The sequence below is a fragment of the Amycolatopsis sp. WAC 01375 genome (assembly GCF_003947325.1).
Classification (GTDB): domain Bacteria; phylum Actinomycetota; class Actinomycetes; order Mycobacteriales; family Pseudonocardiaceae; genus Amycolatopsis.
In genome coordinates this window covers 331,713-348,135 of the sequence record NZ_QHHW01000036.1, presented here as the reverse complement: position 1 = coordinate 348,135, position 16,423 = coordinate 331,713, and the positions used below count along the sequence as shown (strand labels likewise).

Here is a 16,423-nt window from a genome sequence, read left to right as displayed (position 1 = left end):
ATGGCCACGATCCGCCCCGCGACCGTCGACGACGCCTGGCCCATCGCCGAGGTGAACGTCCGATCGTGGCAGGCGGCGTACCAAGGCCTCCTGCCCGAGCTGTACCTGCGCGATCTTTCGGTCGAAGGCCGGGCCGCCCGCTGGCAGCGGACCCTCGCCGATCCCGCCAACCAGGGCGACGTCCTGGTCCTCGTCGAGAACGGCTCGCTCCTCGGCTTCACCGCCGTCGACCGGATCCGCGGGGAACTGCGCGCGATCTACCTCGAACCCGCACGCTGGGGCACGGGACTGGGTAGGCAGCTGCTCGACACCGCCGTCGCCGCGCTGCGGGACTCAGGGCATCGCGAGGCGACGCTCTGGGTGCTCGACACCAACGAACGCGCCCAGCGTTTCTACTCGGCGGCGGGATGGCTGCCGGACGGGGCGACGAAGACCGACACCATGCCCGGCGAAGACATCCCGCTCTCCGAAGTGCGCTACCGGATCGACCTCGTCAGCGGGTGAACCAGGCACGTTCCTCGGGTTTGTTGAGGGTGACGATGATGCCGACGGCGATGCCCATCCCGATCAGCTGGGTGATCGCCCCGCCGTTGACCAGGCTGATCAGTCCCATGACCACGGCCAGCCCCTCCACGGCGATCACCGTCGGCCGCACCCAGGCAGAACCGCGGGAAATCCTTATCGCGCAAGCGATCAGCACGACGGCGACGACGAAACCGAGGAGTGCCAGCGCCAGTGCGAGCCCCGCTTCCTCGTTGCCGTGGTCGAGTTCGTTGATCGCGAGTGCCGTCACCAGCGCGCTGACGAGGATGTTGAGGACCGCCTGCACCCAAAGGAAAACACGGACGAACTTGAGCTGGCGCGGCATCTCCAGCGGCCTGTTCCGGACTTCCTCGGTCATGACGGCTCCCTCTCTTGACATGGAGATGCCAGTGTGGGGCCTGGAGTCGTTGGTGCTGACGGTAAAACTGTCCTCATTCCTTCCGCTCTGGGCTCGTGGTTCGAGCTCGCTCACTCTTCAGTGTTGTTCGTTCGATTTCATTGTTGCTTAAAATTACGAACGCTTGTTCGATTGTTTTGCGGTATTATTGTGGGGTGTCCGAGACTTTCCTTCCCGAATTGCCGCAAGAACTGTGGCGCGCCGGCAAGCTGGAGCTTGCCCATGGTGTGCAGCAGTCGTTGCAGGTGATCAGGATGGCTACCGCCGGGTTGGGGCGGTATTTGGCGGAGGTCGAGTCTCGGGGCGTCAAAGACTTGTATGGCTATGGCCGTACGGCGAACTGGTTCGCTGATGTGGCGGGGTTGTCGGTGGGTGAGGCGCGTGCGGTGGTGAATCGCGCGATCGCGTTGAACCCGACCCGCGCTTTGGACGGGACCGAAGTTCCTGCTGTCGCGCCCGCTACCGCCGCGGTGGCTGCGGAGGGTTTGGTCGGGGATGAGCGGATCGATCAGATCCTGGAGATCTTGAAAAAGCTTCCGGCCGAGACTTCTGTTGAGGATCGGGCGAGTGCGGAGAAGATCCTCGCCACTCTCGCCCGCGACGCGGGTCCCCGGCAGCTGGTGGACGCCGAGGCGAACCTGCTCGCCTGGCTCGATCCCGACGGCAATGAGCCAAAGGATCCCGAACCTGCTCAGCCGCGCCGGGAAATCACCTTGGAGCGCCGCAAGGACGGTTACTGGAAGCTGACCGGTCTTCTCGATGATGAGACGGGTGCCCGCACCGCGGCGGCTTTGGAGGCGTATGCGCAACCGCGGCCGGTGGACGAGTTCGGCCAAGCCGATCTGCGGATGAAATGCGAACGCATGGGAGACGCCTGGGTCGACATCCTCGACCTCGCGATCGCCTGCCCGGACCAACCAGGCACCAGCGGCTACCGCACCCTGCTGCATGTCACGATCGGACTCGACGCACTCAAATCCGGCCTCGGCACCGCCTGCCTGGACTTTGTCGGGACGATGACCGCCCGCGAAGCCCGGCTCGCGGCCTGCGACTGCCTCATGTTGCCGGTCGTGATGAGTGCGGCCGGGGAACCACTCGATGTGGGGCGGCTGCGACGGTTCGTCACTCCCGGCCAGCGGCGTGCGTTGAACATCCGGGATGGCGGCTGCGCGTTCCCCGGGTGTCATCGGCGGCCCAAGAACTGCCACGCCCACCACATTCACCACTGGGCAGACGGAGGCCCGACCGACCTACGAAACCTCGTGCTGCTGTGCGGATTCCACCACCGGCTGATCCACCACGGCGACTGGCAAGTCCACATGGCAGCCGACGGGTTACCCGAGTTCATCCCACCCCAATACCTGGACCCGTTACGAAAACCCCGGCGCAACACCCTCCACCACGCCCACGTCTGACCCGAGGAGCCCGCCAGCCACACCGGCGACGGGCCCCTCGCCATGCCCACCGGATGAAGTACATAAAGGACCCCTTCACGTACCCGGGAGCGCGTGAAGGCCCCCTTTCCTCGGCTAGCCGAGGAAAGGACCCCTTCACGCGCTCAAATTGCGACTGCCGGTGCCACCGAGATTTCCGGAACGACGTCCGGATCCAGCAGAAAGCCCCCGCCGAAGCGGTTCCGTCCCGCTCCAACCACGTGCCCCAAGGCTCAACCGCGCTTCTTGCGCCTTCTGAGTCCATCGAAGGCAAACCCCACGCCGAGGGCCGCGAGGACGAAGCAGTAGAACACCGTTTCGAGCGCTTCCTCCCGGTTCGCCGCTTCCGAGACCTCTGCCAGGCCCGCGATTCCGACCGCGACGAAGATCACCGCGGCGAAGGAGCCAAGAACGATCATGGCGGCGTGGACCGCGGTCCTGTTCTGAGGGGGTTCGGCTTCCCGCGCGGCTTGCCGTTGCCTGCGGTTCATCGGCCGCGGCCGCTCATCCCTGGTCATGCCCGAAATACGCCCGCCCGACACGGCAGGTTGCCCACATGACTAATCGCGTGAACGCACGAAAGCGCCCTCACGCGCCGCGACAGCCACCGCCCGCGCCGCGACCCGCGCCTCCGCCACCGTGACACTCTCCCGCGACAGGAACAGCCGGTAGAACATCGGCCCGCACACCGCCCGCACCAGTTCGTCCCCGTCCGTACCGGAAGGGATCTCGCCCCGCGCGACTGCCCGCTCCGCGATCGGCGCCATGCGTACGTGGCGGTCGGCGTAGAAGTCGTGCAGTGCCTCGGCCGCCGGTGGCGACTGGAACGCCGCCAGCACCGACGCCGTGGGCAGTTCCTTCAGCGAGGGCTCGGTGAAGTACCGCACGACCTCCGCCGCCACCTCGTACAGATCGTTCTCGAGCGACCCGGTGTCGGGCGCGGTCCAGTCGTCCTCGGCGCCCATCTGGAGCGCGGCGGCGACGAGGCCGTCCGGCGAGGACCAGCGCCGGTACACCGTGGTCTTGTGCACGCCGGACCGTTCGGCGACCGCGTCCACGGTCAGTTCGCCGAAACCGCGTTCGGCCAGCAGGTCGAGGGTGGCGTGCAGGACGGCCTGGCGGGTGCGTTCCGTCCGGCCGCCGGGCCGTTGGGTACCGGAGGTTGCCAATTGCTACTCCTGTTGCGTTAGTGTGGCCAGTATGTCAGACCCAGCGAAGATCGCCGAACTCATCGGGGACGCGAAGCTCGTCGCCATCGGTGAGAACAACCACCACATCCACGAGTTCGGCGACCTGCGCAAGCGTTTGCTCCAGCACCTCGTCGAGCAGCACGGCTTCCGGGTGGTGGCCTTCGAATCCGGCTTCGCCGAGGGCAAGCTCGTCGAGGACTGGCTCAACGGCGCCCCGGGTGACGTCGCGGACATCGGCCGCGACGGCTTCACGTTCTCGCTCGGGGAGTCGCCCGAGGCGCACGAGATGCTGGCGTGGCTCCGCGAACGGGGCGACGTCCGCTACTACGGCCTCGACGTGCCGAGTTCCGCGGGCTCCCCGGTGCCGTCGCTCGACGCGGTCCGCGCCTATCTGTCCACTGTGGACGAGGCGGCCACGGGCCTGGTCGACGCGGCGATCGAGGCGACCAAGGGATACGCGTCGGTCAGCAGTGCGGAGGCGCCCGCCAAGTACGCCGCGCTCGACGACGCGGCCAAGGACAAGGCGACCGCGGCGCTCACCCGGCTCAAGACGCACCTCACCTCGTTGCGTCCCGTCTACGGGGACACCGCCGTCGCGGAGCACCACGTCGAAGGCGCATTGCGTGTCGACGCCTACCTCGCCGAGGTCGCCGCGATGATGTCCGGCGACGCGCCCGCCCTGCAGAGTGGTTCGCGCGACGCGTACATGGCGGAGACCGTCCGGTTGATCCGGCGGCTGCACGGCGACGACACGAAGATCGTCGTGATGCTCCACAACGGACACCTCCAGCGCGTGCCGTTCTCGCCGTTCCCCGGCCTCACTTCGCCTTCGGCCGGCACGCATCTGGCAGCCGAGTTCGGCGACGACTACTTCGCACTGGGCCTCACCGCGGTCGAGGGCGAGACCACCGGCCTCAAGCCGGATCCGGCCGCGCGACTCGGGTTCACCGTGTACCGCCAGGAACTGGACGCACCGGCGGAAGGCAGCGTCGAAGCCGAAGGCCCCGGGCTGGTGGATCTTCGCTCGCGACGCGGAACCGCGGGGCCGCGGAGCATCCGGCACGCGCATCTGTTCAACCCCGTCGACGTCGTCGACGCCTTCGACGCGCTGGTCTGCTTCCCGAAGTCGACGGTCAGCGGCCACATCGCGCAACACAAGCCGAACGGGTGACACTCCGGGGTTGCCGCCCCCGGGGTACAGGCGTAGAGCCAAGGCATGATCATTCGACTGGTACGGGTCATGGCCGCGCTCGCGCTCCTGGTCTTCGTGGCGCAGCCCGCCTCCGCGACGGAAGTCCAGCAGAACCCGCCGAACTGGGGACTGGACCGGATCGACCAGCGAACGGGCCTCGACCAGCTCTACCACTACGAGACCGACGCCAAGGACGTCACGGTCTACGTGATCGACAGCGGGGTCGACGCGGCGCATCCGGACTTCGGCGGCCGGGTGAAGCCCGGTAAGGACTTCCTCAACGGCGGCACGGACACCGCCGACACCAACGGTCACGGCACGTACCTGGCCGGTGTCGCCGCGTCGAGGACCTTCGGCGTCGCGAAAGGTGCGCAGATCGTCCCGGTCCGGGTGATCGACGCACAGGGCGGCGGCGCGACGGACAAGATCATCGCCGGGATCGACTGGGTGACGCAGAATGCACAGCAGCCCGCCGTCGCCGTCCTCGGCATCGGCGGCACGGCCAACGACCAGCTCGACGCCGCCGTCCGCGCGCTCGCGGCGGTCGTCCCGATCGCCCTCCCGGCGGGCGGCGAGGCCACCGACGCGGGGAAGTTCTCGCCCGGCCGGGTCACCGAGGCGCTCACCGTCGGCTCGATCGACGCGAGTGACCAGGTCGGGTCGACGTCGAACTACGGCGAGGTCGTCGACCTGTTCGCACCAGGGGTGGACGTGCCGGGACCCAACGCCGGGGGCAGCGGCGGCAGGATGCTCAGCGGCACGTCGTCGGCCGCCGCGCACGTCGCCGGGGTGGCCGCGCTGTACCGGTCCCTGCATCCTGCGGCCTCCGCGCCGGACGTCGCGAAGGCACTCGTGGACCTCGCCGCGGTCGACGTGCTGACCGGTGTCCACGAAGGCACCGCGAACCGGGTGTCGCAGAGCCCCGGCGCGCAACTCAAACAGGGATGACGTCCATCACCTGGACGACAACTCCCGCCCTGCGGGACCGAGCAGGTAACGTGCCTCACCTACCGATCCGATGATGGGAAGGACCGGCATGTTCCGCAAGGTACTGGTCGCCAACCGGGGTGAGATCGCCATCCGCGCGTTCCGCGCCGGATTCGAGCTCGGCGCGGGCACGGTGGCTGTGTTCCCGCACGAAGACCGCAATTCGCTCCACCGGCTGAAGGCCGACGAGGCCTATGAGATCGGCGAACCCGGTCACCCGGTGCGGGCCTATCTGTCGGTCGAGGAGATCGTCGCGGCCGCCAAGAAGGCGGGCGCGGACGCCGTTTACCCCGGCTACGGCTTCCTCTCCGAGAACCCGGACCTCGCGCGCGCGTGCGAGGACGAAGGCATCACCTTCGTCGGGCCGAGCGCGGACATCCTCGAGCTGACCGGCAACAAGGCCCGCGCGGTCAAGGCCGCGCGCGAGGCGGGCGTGCCGGTGCTGGGCTCCTCCGAACCGTCCTCCGACATCGACGCGCTGGTCGCCGCGGCCGAGGAGATCGGCTTCCCGGTCTTCGTCAAGGCCGTCGCCGGTGGTGGTGGACGCGGTATGCGCCGCGTCCAGGACCCCGCGCAGCTGCGCGAGTCGATCGAGGCCGCCGCGCGCGAGGCCGAGTCGGCCTTCGGCGACCCGACGGTGTTCATCGAGAAGGCCGTCGTCGAGCCGCGCCACATCGAGGTCCAGATCCTCGCCGACGGCGAGGGCAACGTGATCCACCTCTACGAGCGCGACTGCTCGGTGCAGCGGCGCCACCAGAAGGTCATCGAGCTGGCCCCGGCGCCGAACCTGCCGTCCGAACTGCGCGACCGGATCTGCGCCGACGCGGTGAAGTTCGCCCGCCAGATCGGCTACCGCAACGCCGGCACCGTCGAGTTCCTGCTCGACAAGGACGGCAACCACGTCTTCATCGAGATGAACCCGCGCATCCAGGTCGAGCACACGGTGACCGAGGAGGTCACCGACGTCGACCTCGTCCAGTCGCAGCTGCGCATCGCCTCCGGCGAGACCCTCGACGACCTCGGGCTGTCGCAGGACAGGGTGTACCTGCGTGGTGCCGCCCTGCAGTGCCGCATCACCACCGAGGATCCCGCCAACGGCTTCCGCCCCGACACCGGGATGATCAGCGCGTACCGCTCGCCCGGTGGCTCCGGCATCCGCCTCGACGGCGGGACGGCGTTCGCCGGCACCGAGATCAGCGCGCACTTCGACTCGCTGCTGGTGAAGCTCAGCTGCCGCGGCCGCGACTTCAAGACCGCCGTCGGCCGCGCCCGCCGCGCCGTCGCCGAGTTCCGGATCCGCGGTGTGGCCACGAACATCCCGTTCCTGCAGGCCGTACTCGACGACCCGGACTTCCGCGAAGGCCGCGTCACGACGTCGTTCATCGAGGAGCGCCCGCATCTGCTCACCGCGCGCCATTCGGCCGACCGCGGGACCAGGCTGCTGACCTACCTCGCCGACAAGACGGTCAACAAACCGCACGGCGAGCGTCCGCGCACCCTCGACCCGCAGGTCAAACTGCCGAAGCTGCCCAAGGGCCTCGAACCGGCGCCCGGCTCGAAGCAGAAGCTCACCGAGCTCGGCCCGGAAGGCTTCGCCCGCTGGCTGCGGGAGTCGCCGACCATCGGCGTCACCGACACCACCTTCCGTGACGCGCACCAATCGCTGCTCGCCACCCGCGTGCGGACGAAGGACCTGCTCGCCGTCGCGCCGGTCGTCGCGCGGACCACGCCGCAGCTGCTCTCGCTGGAATGCTGGGGCGGCGCGACCTACGACGTCGCGCTGAGGTTCCTGGCGGAGGATCCGTGGGAGCGGCTGGCGAAGCTGCGGGAAGCGGTGCCGAACATCTGCCTGCAGATGCTGCTGCGCGGCCGCAACACCGTCGGCTACACGCCGTACCCCACCGAGGTGACCCACGCCTTCGTCGAGGAGGCGACGGCCACCGGCATCGACATCTTCCGGATCTTCGACGCGCTCAACGACGTCGAGCAGATGCGCCCGGCGATCGAAGCCGTCCGCGAGACCGGATCCGCGGTCGCCGAGGTGGCGCTCTGCTACACCTCGGATCTGTCGGACCCGTCGGAGAAGCTGTACACGCTGGACTACTACCTCAAGCTGGCGGAGCAGATCGTCGGCGCGGGGGCGCACGTCCTTGCCATCAAGGACATGGCGGGCCTGCTGCGGGCGCCGGCGGCGGCACGGCTGGTTTCCGCGCTGCGCAAGGAGTTCGACCTCCCGGTGCATATCCACACGCATGACACCGCGGGTGGTCAGCTGGCGACGTACCTGGCCGCGATCCAGGCGGGCGCGGACGCCGTCGACGGTGCCGTCGCGTCCATGGCGGGCACGACGTCGCAGCCGTCGCTTTCGGCGCTCGTCGCCGCCACCGACCACTCGGACCGGCCGACCGGGCTGGATCTGCAGGCCATCGGCGACCTGGAGCCGTACTGGGAGAGCGTGCGCAAGATCTACGCGCCGTTCGAGGCGGGGCTCTCGTCGCCGACCGGGCGGGTGTACCACCACGAGATCCCGGGCGGTCAGCTGTCGAACCTGCGCACGCAGGCGATCTCGCTCGGTCTCGGCGAGCGGTTCGAGGACATCGAGGCGATGTACGCGGCCGCGGACAAGATCCTCGGGCACCTGGTCAAGGTCACGCCTTCGTCCAAAGTGGTCGGTGACCTCGCGCTGCACCTCGTCGGCGCGGGTGTCTCGCCGTCGGATTTCGAGGCGGAGCCGAACAAGTTCGACATCCCCGACTCGGTGATCGGCTTCCTGCGCGGCGAACTGGGCGACCCGCCCGGCGGCTGGCCGGAACCGTTCCGCACCAAGGCCCTCGAAGGCCGCGCGCAGCCGAAGCCGGTGCAGGAACTGTCCGAAGAGGACCACAAGGGGCTGGCCGAGAACCGGCGCGCGACGCTGAACCGGCTGCTGTTCCCCGGGCCCACGAAGGACTTCGAGGCGCACCGCGAGCAGTACGGTGACACCTCGGTCCTGCCGTCCAAGGACTTCTTCTACGGCCTGCGCCCCGGCGAGGAGTACTCGGTCGACCTCGAACAGGGTGTCCGGCTGCTGATCGAGCTGGAGGCCATCGGCGAGGCCGACGAACGCGGGCTGCGCACGGTGATGTCCACGCTCAACGGCCAGCTGCGGCCGATCCAGGTGCGCGACACCTCGATCGCGTCGGACATCCCGGCGACTGAGAAGGCCGCCAAGGGCGACCCGAAGCAGATCGCCGCGCCGTTCGCGGGCGTGGTCACGCTGCAGGTGTCCGAGGGCGACGAGGTCGAGGCCGGTGCGACGGTCGCGACCATCGAGGCGATGAAGATGGAGGCGTCGATCACGGCGTCGACCGGCGGCAAGGTGTCGCGGCGCGCGATCAACGCCGTCCAGCAGGTGGAAGGCGGGGACCTCCTGCTCGTCCTGGAGTGAGCTGAGAGCCCGCACCGGTCCGTGAAGGCCTCCTTGAGGGACCCAGAGTCCCTCAAGGAGGCCTTCACGGACTTGCGGCCGCCGCTAGCCTGGACCGGGTGCTGATCAACGCCGTACCCCAGTTCCAGGGCGCTTTGACCGAGCGTGCGCCCGAGTTGCCCGAAGGCTGCGTCGCGCTCGCCGAGCTGGCGGGCCACGTGCTGGGCGCGCCGGTGCACCACATCCGGCAGACCCGCGAGACCTCGCCCGTGGTCGACGGCATCGCCAACCGCGCGGTGCTCACCGGCGCGAACCGCGCCGCACAGCTCGCCGCGCTGGAGGCGCCGGGCGGGCCGGTGCTCACCATCGGCGGGGACTGCGGCGTCGAGCTGATCCCGATCGGGGTCGCGCGCTACCGCTTCGGACCGGGGCTCGGCGTCGCCTGGTTCGACGCGCATTCCGACCTCAACACCGCGGAGACGTCACCGTCCGGCGCGTTCCACGGCATGGTGCTGCGGTCGCTGCTCGGCGAGGGCGACCCGGAGTTCGCCGCGAATCCGCCGGTCGAACCCGGACGCGTCGTCCTCGCCGGGACGAGGGCTTTCGACGACGCCGAGCGGGCCGTGGTCGATCGCGGACTCGTCGTCGAGACGGCCGACGCCGCCGCCGGCCTGGCAGGTGCGGACAAGGTCTACGTCCATCTCGACCTCGACGTGCTCGACCCGGCGGAGTTCGACGGGCTGAACTATCCGGAGCCGGGTGGCTTGACGATCGAGCGTCTGGTGGCGATGCTTCGCGGGCTGAGCGGCTTCGAAGTCGTCGGCGCGGGAATCACCGAATGCGTCGGCACCGAGGTCCGCGTGCTGGAGCCCGTGCTCGAAGTACTCGGGGAATTGCTCACCGGAAAACAGTGACGCTCCGTATTCATCGGCCGTTCGTACGTACCGCGCGAGGCGTTTGCCGGGCACTTGTCATCAAAATTCAGGGATGACCCGTGATTTTGTCACGATGATGACAAGAAATCGGTTTCCTCTGCGAGAGGTGACACATTAACAAGCGACCGTGCGATGTGTTCGTTGTCACCTCACGACGATCGTGGGATGTCAGGACGCTGGGCGGAGCAAAGGAGCTGCGATGTCGGTGGAGCGCGGAATCGAACACGCTGCGCAGCCTCCCGCAGCACTGCCGCGTAAGCTCGCCGACATTTTGCGACCGGAACTGGGCAGTCTCGCCAACGAGATCGTCGACGAGATCCGGGCGACCATCCCCGCGTACGCGCGCCCGCTCGACGGGCCCTACGGCAAGTCCATCCGGGCAGGCGTCGAATACGCGATCACGTTGTTCGTCGCGCAGATCGCGGATCCGAGCGTCTCCAAGGAACAGTCGCACGAGGTCCACCATCGGCTCGGGCAGAACGAGATGCGGGAAGGCCGCAGCCTCGACACCCTCCAGTCGGCGTACCGGGTCGGCGCCCGCGTCTCGTGGCGGCGCATCATGCGCGTCGGCCGCCGCAGCGGGCTTTCGTCCGCGGTGATGTCGCAACTGGCCGACGCGATGCTCGCGTTCATGGACGAACTCGCGTCGGTCGCGCTGGACGGGTACCTCGAAGCGAAGGCGCGCACCGCGGGGGCACTGGACACGTGGCGCCGCAAACTGCTGCACCTGGTGCTGGAAACGCCGCCGGCGCCGTCGAAGGCGATCGCGGAACTCGCGCAGCTGACCGGCTGGACGGTGCCCGAGCGAGCGACGCCGGTGGTGCTGCACCCGCTCGGCGACAACGCCAGACCCCGGCGGCACAACGTCGTCGATTCGGACGTCCTCGCCGAACTCGACTCCGCCGAGCCGCGTCTGCTCGTCCCCGGCGAGATCTCCGGCGCCCGCCTGGCCACCTTGCAGGCCGCGCTGCCGGACTACCGGCTGTCGATCGGCCCGTGCCGTCCGCTGGACTCCGTCGCCGATTCCCTCCGCTGGGCGCGCGACGCCCTGCACCTCTCCGAACGCGGCATCATCCAGGCGCGCCGGGTGATCCGCGCCGAAGACCACCTCGCCACCCTGCTCGTGAACGCCGACGCGGCGCTCACCTGCCGTCTGCGTGACCGTCTGTTCGCCCCGCTCGCCGAGATGACCGGGAAACAGCAGGAACGGCTGCTCGAAACCCTTCGCGCCTGGCTCGACAGTCAGGGCAACGTCGTCGACATCGCCGAGCGCCTCCAGGTGCACCCGCAGACCGTCCGGTACCGCATGCGGCAGTTGCAGGCGACCTTCGGCGAGCACCTGCGCGACCCGGGGGCGCGGTTCGAGATGGAACTCGCACTGCGGGCCGGTGTCAGTCCTTCTTCGGCGTCAGCGGGGTTCGCGCTGCCGGAGGTGCTGCCGTCGCCGCGCAAGAGTCCACAGTGGACGCCGAGCGGGTCTTAGGCACCTGGATGTCATGAAAGGGTCGTTCAGGACGAAAAACGTCCTGAACGACCCTTTCATGACACTCTCGGAAGCGGTCAGCGGCGTCCCACCGGCGGGTCCGTGTTCGGGCATTTGCGTTCCGCTTCCCAGGGCAAGCCCACCTGGTTGACCCCGATACACGCCTGGTTGTCCGGCCCCGACCCCATGCCGCTCAGCAGGGAGTCGAGGTTCTCCTTGACCCCGCAGCCGGAGAACTTGGGCAGGGTGAAGCCCTGGTAGGCGGGTTCCGGGTCGTTCGGATCGGTCCGCAGCACGCCGCCGGTGAACGCGTTCCAGTTCGGCCCGCGCAGGTTCAGCAGGATCGGTTCGCTGGTCATGCACTTGTCGCCGACGTCGAGTGGGACACCGTTGATGGTGAGATCCTTCAGTTTCCCGAACAGTTCGAGCCGCAAGGTGGCCGTCGTCGTGGTGTCCCCGTGCAGCATGGTCTCGACGTCGATGACGGTGTTGCCCGTTTTGTAGTCGGCGGGCAGAAGCTCCATCGTCCCGTTGATCGGGACGAAGCCGAAGCCGAGGATCGTCATCTTGCTCGGCGGCAAGACGGTGGAGCCGGTGCTGCGATGGGGAGGCGCCGGGTAGAGGTAGTAGAAGGCGTTGAAGATGAACGACGGGGTCAGCCGGACGAAGGCGCCGAGCTTCTTGACCGACGACGTGCCTTGCGCTTCGAAGGGCTGCAAGGGGAACACGGCGTCCGGCGGTGGGTCTTCGTTCGTGGCGTGCGTTCCGGCGCCGGATTTCTGCCCGGGTTTGCCGGGCTTCGGTTTGGCGATGCCCATCTCGAGCATCGTGACGCTGCCCAGCTTGGTGTCCTGATCCGGCGCTTGCTTGCAGGTGATCGGATTCCGCGGCGCCTCCGCCTGCGCCGCGGTCAGCGCGAAGGACGGCGCGCCCGTGGTGAGCCGGAGTTCGCCGGGGCGGGTCGCCATGATGTCGGGAACCTTGCCCGTCGCGACCAGCTTCAGCTCACCGGTGGCGGGCACCTTGGTCGCCGGGATCTCGAGGGTCACCGGGATCTGGGCCTTCTTGTCCTCGCGCGTGGCCGTGAGTTCGATCTTCGCCTCGCCCGCCACCTCGGTGAGCGTGCCCAGCGTTCCCTCGCCGAGGGTGAAGGTGACGGAGAAATCCTTGACCTGCACCGGCTTTCCGGTTTGGACGACCTTGGGCAGAGTGGCCTGAACGTCCATGGTGACCGGACGTTCGCCGACCGGATCCGGGAAGACGCAGGTGTTCGCCAGGGTCTGGTGCGCGGGGGAAGCCCCCTGCAAGGGCGCTTTCGGCGGGGACGCCGGATCGGTCGCCGCGGAGGAGGCCAAGGCGCCGTTCACTCCCGCGAGCAGGATCACGCCCGCCAGTACGGGAAGCCTCCCGAGTGTCCGGCGAACCTGCTGCGTCATCTGGTTTCCTCTCGCGTCAAACGACGGGGATCGCCGGGGCGAACGCGCGGTTCTGTGCCGGGTTGGTGTTTTCGACCGTACAGCCGAGTGTCCACGGGGTCCACGTGTTGTCCCGCTTGTGGAATTCGACTTCGAGTTCGAACGTGGTGCCGAGCGCGAAGGTCACCTGGCCGGGTGCACCCGCGGTGAAAACGGGAACGGCGGTGGCCGCGTCCTGGGTGAAGCCGACCGTGCGCGGCCCGGGAACGTACGGGGTGATCTGCTCGGGCAGGTCCAGCCCGGTGACGGTCGCCGAAGCCGGGGTGGCGTTCGTCGCGGTCACCGGTGCTTTCACCTTGCCGCGGAGGCCGTCGTAGTTGGCGGCGCTGAAGATCGTCGCGTTGTGGATGGCGCTGAAGGTCGCGGTGCCGGCGATCGCGGCCGGTGTGAAGGCGCCGCCCGCGGGCACCGGGCCCGGGCTGTCGAACCTCGCCGTGATGTCGAGAGGTTGCCGGCCGATCATCGGGAAGCCGCACAGGTACGTGACGGTCCCGGTCGTGTGAGAGGTGGCGGCCGACGCCTGCCCGATGGTGAGCAGGGAGGCCGCGCCGAGCACGATGACGGAGACCGCGCCCGCCCGGCGGACCTGCTGTCCCATAAGGGTTCCTCTCGTGGTCGGCGATGGAGACCGTGCGGGGCGGGCGTCCCCGCCCCGCACGGATGGTTCATCAGGTGATGGGGATGGCCGGGCTGAACGCGCGGTTCTGCGCCGGGTTGGTGTTCTTCACCGTGCAGTTGAAGCTCCACGCGGTCCAGGAACCGTCCTTCTTGTGGAACTCCAGCGGCGCGGTGATCGTGGTGCCGAGGGAAGCCGTCGCGGAGCCTGGCGTGCCGGCGGTGAAGGTGGGAACGCCGGTGCCCGCGTCCTGGAGGATGTTGAACGTCCGCGTCCCAGGCACGTACGGGTTGATCTGGGTCGGGACGTCGAGGTTCGTCACCGTCGCCGAGGCGGGGGTGGCGTTGGTGACGGTGACCGGCATGTTCACCTTGCCGCGGACACCGTCGTAGTTGGCGCTGTTGAGCAGCGCGTTGATGGTGGCGCTGATCGTCGCGGTACCCGAGATGTTCGACGGCGTGAAGGTGCCGCCCGAAGCGACCGAAGCCGGTCCGTCGAACTGGGCCTTCACGTCCAGCTGCTGCTGGCCGATGGCGGGAAAGTTGCACATGTACGCGACAGTGCCCGTCGCGTAGGGGGCGAGGGCGGCGGCCGTACCGGCGGTGAGCACGGCGACGGCGCCCATCACGACGGCGGTGGTGGCGACACCGGCTGACAACTTGCCAAGTCTGCGGGACATACCTGTCATCTCCTTTGATCCAGTTTACGTCTCGGACGGCTTTCCCCATGCGCCTTTCGGCGAGTTTTTCTGATCAAATATGCTCGACTTGAGCGGCTTTCTCGGTGGTGGGGTAAACCGAGGTTACCCGCGAGTTATGTACGTAACAAGTATCCATGTCGACAGGTTTCGAAGTGGGGGTGGAAACCGTTCTTTCTTGTCAGTCCGCGCTGAATGCGATTATGAAGTTTGTTCGCCGGTGACAAAGACGGGGCCGATCGGCGGAACCGGGTTAACATTTCCCGCATGGCTTCAGTCAATCGACGATCCACGACACGGCGCGTGACGACATCCACGATAGCCGTAATGATCGCCACGGTTTCCCTTTCCGGTATCGCCGACGCCGCGCCGTCCGGCGAACCGCGGCCGTGGGGGAGCAACGACTACGGGCAGGGGCAGGGCACCGTGCCCGCTTCGGCGTTCGGCGCGAGCGCGGTCTCCGCGGGCGGGCTCACTCATCTGGCTCTGAAGGACGGAGGCGTGGTCGCCTGGGGGAACGACAACTACGGCCAGGCCACCGTTCCGGCCGCGGCCACGTCCGGCGTGTCGGCGATCGCCGCGGGCTGGGCGCACGAACTGGCCCTCAAGAACGGCGGTGTGATCGCCTGGGGCAACGGTTTCTACGGCCAGAACGTCGTGCCCGCCGCCGCCACCTCTGGCGTCAAGGCCATCTCCACCAGCGCCTACTTCAACCTCGCGCTCAAGACGAACGGCAGCGTGCTGAGCTGGGGTTCGCGGACCGCCGTCCCCGCGACGGTCTCTTCGGGGGTCACCGCGATCTCGGCGGGTGTCGACCACGGCCTCGCGCTCAAGAACGGCGGCGTGATCGGGTGGGGCGGCAACTCGAAGGGCCAGATCACCGTCCCGGCGGCGGCGACCTCCGGCGTGACGGCGATCTCGGGCGGGTTCCGCCACAGCATCGCGCTGAAGAACGGCGGCGTCCTCGCCTGGGGCGACAACACCTACGGCCAGGCTTCCGTGCCGCCCGAGGCGCAATCGGACGTCGTCGCCATCGACGCCGGCTACAACCACAACGTGGCGCTGAAGACGGACGGAAGCGTTTTCGCCTGGGGCAGCAACCTGAAACAGGAGAGCCGGGACACCAGCTCGGAACCGCCGATGGACATGTGGAAGTTCTCGGGCGTCTGCGCTCCGATCTACGCCGTTTCCGCAGGTGACGGCACCGGCGTCGCGCTGGTCGACCCTGCCGCGCCGCAGTTCTGCTGAGACGCGGGGATGGCCCTTCACGACATCCCCACGACCACTGTTGTGGCTGGGGGCCGAGTCTGTGAAGGCCTCCTTGAGGGACCCAGAGTCCCTCAAGGAGGCCTTCACAGACCGGGCTTGAGCCTCAGACGTTGGACTTCATGTCCAGGTTGATGGTGTTGTCGGGACCGGAGATCAACGCCCCCAGCGCGAGGTCGTTGATGAAGCAGTCCTTGAACTCCGGGATGGTGAACGTCCCCGAAGACGGGATCGACGGGGCGAACAGGTCGACGTTCTTCGACACCAGCGTCAGGTCCAGCGGCTTGACGGTCTTGCAGGCGTTCGGCACCGTCGGGAGCGGGATGACCGGCCAGAACAGGCCGACCACGATGTTGTCGATCAGCATGTTCGCCTGCGAATGGGTGGTCAGATCGCCGTTGGCGAGGGTGCCGGTGACCGGGCCGGTCGGCTCGATCCGCACGCGGGCCTTGATCTTGAAGACCCCCGAGACCAGCGAGATGTTCGCCGTCGAGGGCGGCAGGGAAAGGTCGCCTCGGATGCCGACGTTGTCACCGTCGATGACGAGGGCACCGTCGAGCTGGCCGGGGCCGAGGTCGAGGGTGCCGCCGGTCTTCTTGACCGTGGTCTTCCCGGTGACGGTGTAGGACACCGGGATCTCCACCGGGTCGTCCGCGAGGGCGGGGGACGCGGCGAGACTGCCCGCCACGGCGATCGCGGAAGTGAGCGCGACGACCGTGCCGAGACGGCGACGAGCGGTTTTCGGGCGCGTTCGACCGAACATGGGATTCTCCTCGTTTTCTCTCCTGTTTTACAAAGCGGAC

The 16,423-nt window shown here is 68.2% G+C and carries 15 protein-coding genes; 8 read left to right on the top strand and 7 right to left on the bottom strand.

Annotated features, from left to right (window positions below; genetic code table 11):
• Complete coding sequence (locus DL991_RS24520) at window positions 1–504, top strand: GNAT family N-acetyltransferase (RefSeq protein ID WP_125786676.1); 504 nt, start codon at window positions 1–3, stop codon at window positions 502–504.
• On the opposite strand, the gene DL991_RS24515 is transcribed toward DL991_RS24520, so the two are convergent.
• The gene (locus tag DL991_RS24515) at window positions 494–901 is read right to left on the bottom strand and encodes a hypothetical protein (protein WP_125786675.1); all 408 of its coding nucleotides are present in this window, start codon (window positions 899–901) and stop codon (window positions 494–496) included. The two genes, DL991_RS24520 and DL991_RS24515, sit on opposite strands and share 11 nt — an antisense overlap.
• 194 nt (window positions 902–1,095) lie before the next feature.
• Here DL991_RS24515 and DL991_RS24510 point away from each other — a divergent pair, with 194 nt between their 5' ends.
• Window positions 1,096–2,355, top strand: a complete 1,260-nt coding sequence (locus DL991_RS24510; protein ID WP_125786674.1) for an HNH endonuclease signature motif containing protein — start codon at window positions 1,096–1,098, stop codon at window positions 2,353–2,355.
• A gap of 251 nt (window positions 2,356–2,606) precedes the next feature.
• Here the strand turns inward: DL991_RS24510 and DL991_RS24505 are convergent, their stop codons facing one another.
• Together DL991_RS24505 and DL991_RS24500 are read right to left on the bottom strand one after the other, a co-directional pair.
• Window positions 2,607–2,915 (bottom strand): hypothetical protein, encoded by a 309-nt coding sequence (locus tag DL991_RS24505; RefSeq protein WP_125786673.1) that lies wholly within the window; start codon window positions 2,913–2,915, stop codon window positions 2,607–2,609.
• An 18-nt stretch (window positions 2,916–2,933) separates the two neighbouring features.
• Window positions 2,934–3,542 carry a TetR/AcrR family transcriptional regulator gene (locus tag DL991_RS24500; RefSeq protein ID WP_125786672.1) on the bottom strand — a complete coding sequence of 203 codons (609 nt, stop codon included), beginning with the start codon at window positions 3,540–3,542 and terminating at the stop codon, window positions 2,934–2,936.
• Window positions 3,543–3,573: 31 nt separating this feature from the next.
• Between DL991_RS24500 and DL991_RS24495 the strand changes: the two genes are divergently transcribed.
• The 5 genes from DL991_RS24495 (at window position 3,574) to DL991_RS24475 (ending at window position 11,566) form a co-directional block, all read left to right on the top strand.
• Complete coding sequence (locus DL991_RS24495; protein WP_125786671.1) at window positions 3,574–4,734, top strand: erythromycin esterase family protein; 1,161 nt, start codon at window positions 3,574–3,576, stop codon at window positions 4,732–4,734.
• Window positions 4,735–4,803: 69 nt separating this feature from the next.
• Window positions 4,804–5,703, top strand: coding sequence for a S8 family peptidase (locus DL991_RS24490; protein WP_125786947.1), 900 nt, complete (start codon window positions 4,804–4,806; stop codon window positions 5,701–5,703).
• Window positions 5,704–5,791: 88 nt separating this feature from the next.
• Complete coding sequence (locus DL991_RS24485) at window positions 5,792–9,169, top strand: pyruvate carboxylase (RefSeq protein WP_125786670.1); 3,378 nt, start codon at window positions 5,792–5,794, stop codon at window positions 9,167–9,169.
• Between the two features lie 98 nt (window positions 9,170–9,267).
• Window positions 9,268–10,062, top strand: a complete 795-nt coding sequence (locus tag DL991_RS24480) for an arginase family protein (RefSeq protein ID WP_125786669.1) — start codon at window positions 9,268–9,270, stop codon at window positions 10,060–10,062.
• Window positions 10,063–10,282: 220 nt separating this feature from the next.
• Window positions 10,283–11,566 carry a CdaR family transcriptional regulator gene (locus DL991_RS24475; protein ID WP_125786668.1) on the top strand — a complete coding sequence of 428 codons (1,284 nt, stop codon included), beginning with the start codon at window positions 10,283–10,285 and terminating at the stop codon, window positions 11,564–11,566.
• Window positions 11,567–11,643: 77 nt separating this feature from the next.
• Here DL991_RS24475 and DL991_RS24470 read toward each other — a convergent pair whose 3' ends face one another.
• The 3 genes from DL991_RS24470 to DL991_RS24460 all read right to left on the bottom strand — a co-directional run bounded on the left by DL991_RS24470 (window position 11,644) and on the right by DL991_RS24460 (window position 14,336).
• Entirely contained in the window at window positions 11,644–13,002 is a 1,359-nt protein-coding gene (locus DL991_RS24470) for a DUF6801 domain-containing protein (protein ID WP_125786667.1), read from the bottom strand.
• A 16-nt stretch (window positions 13,003–13,018) separates the two neighbouring features.
• Window positions 13,019–13,639, bottom strand: a complete 621-nt coding sequence (locus DL991_RS24465; protein WP_125786666.1) for a DUF6801 domain-containing protein — start codon at window positions 13,637–13,639, stop codon at window positions 13,019–13,021.
• A 70-nt stretch (window positions 13,640–13,709) separates the two neighbouring features.
• Window positions 13,710–14,336, bottom strand: coding sequence for a DUF6801 domain-containing protein (locus DL991_RS24460; RefSeq protein ID WP_125786665.1), 627 nt, complete (start codon window positions 14,334–14,336; stop codon window positions 13,710–13,712).
• Between the two features lie 345 nt (window positions 14,337–14,681).
• Here DL991_RS24460 and DL991_RS24455 point away from each other — a divergent pair, with 345 nt between their 5' ends.
• Window positions 14,682–15,602 carry a hypothetical protein gene (locus tag DL991_RS24455; protein WP_125786664.1) on the top strand — a complete coding sequence of 307 codons (921 nt, stop codon included), beginning with the start codon at window positions 14,682–14,684 and terminating at the stop codon, window positions 15,600–15,602.
• Window positions 15,603–15,726: 124 nt separating this feature from the next.
• On the opposite strand, the gene DL991_RS24450 is transcribed toward DL991_RS24455, so the two are convergent.
• Window positions 15,727–16,383: a hypothetical protein gene (locus tag DL991_RS24450; RefSeq protein ID WP_125786663.1), complete on the bottom strand. Its 657-nt coding sequence runs from the start codon at window positions 16,381–16,383 to the stop codon at window positions 15,727–15,729.
• Window positions 16,384–16,423: the final 40 nt, after the last annotated feature.

Bases quoted from the DNA above. Each gene is read 5' to 3' on its own strand.
- DL991_RS24450 (WP_125786663.1), bottom strand. From the start codon at position 16,383: ATGTTCGGTCGAACGCGCCCGAAAACCGCTCGTCGCCGTCTCGGCACG.
- DL991_RS24495 (WP_125786671.1), top strand. From the start codon at position 3,574: ATGTCAGACCCAGCGAAGATCGCCGAACTCATCGGGGACGCGAAGCTC.
- DL991_RS24460 (WP_125786665.1), bottom strand. From the start codon at position 14,336: ATGTCCCGCAGACTTGGCAAGTTGTCAGCCGGTGTCGCCACCACCGCC.
- DL991_RS24455 (WP_125786664.1), top strand. From the start codon at position 14,682: ATGATCGCCACGGTTTCCCTTTCCGGTATCGCCGACGCCGCGCCGTCC.
- DL991_RS24490 (WP_125786947.1), top strand. From the start codon at position 4,804: ATGGCCGCGCTCGCGCTCCTGGTCTTCGTGGCGCAGCCCGCCTCCGCG.
- DL991_RS24470 (WP_125786667.1), bottom strand. From the start codon at position 13,002: ATGACGCAGCAGGTTCGCCGGACACTCGGGAGGCTTCCCGTACTGGCG.
- DL991_RS24465 (WP_125786666.1), bottom strand. From the start codon at position 13,639: ATGGGACAGCAGGTCCGCCGGGCGGGCGCGGTCTCCGTCATCGTGCTC.
- DL991_RS24520 (WP_125786676.1), top strand. From the start codon at position 1: ATGGCCACGATCCGCCCCGCGACCGTCGACGACGCCTGGCCCATCGCC.
- DL991_RS24485 (WP_125786670.1), top strand. From the start codon at position 5,792: ATGTTCCGCAAGGTACTGGTCGCCAACCGGGGTGAGATCGCCATCCGC.
- DL991_RS24475 (WP_125786668.1), top strand. From the start codon at position 10,283: ATGTCGGTGGAGCGCGGAATCGAACACGCTGCGCAGCCTCCCGCAGCA.
- DL991_RS24515 (WP_125786675.1), bottom strand. From the start codon at position 901: ATGACCGAGGAAGTCCGGAACAGGCCGCTGGAGATGCCGCGCCAGCTC.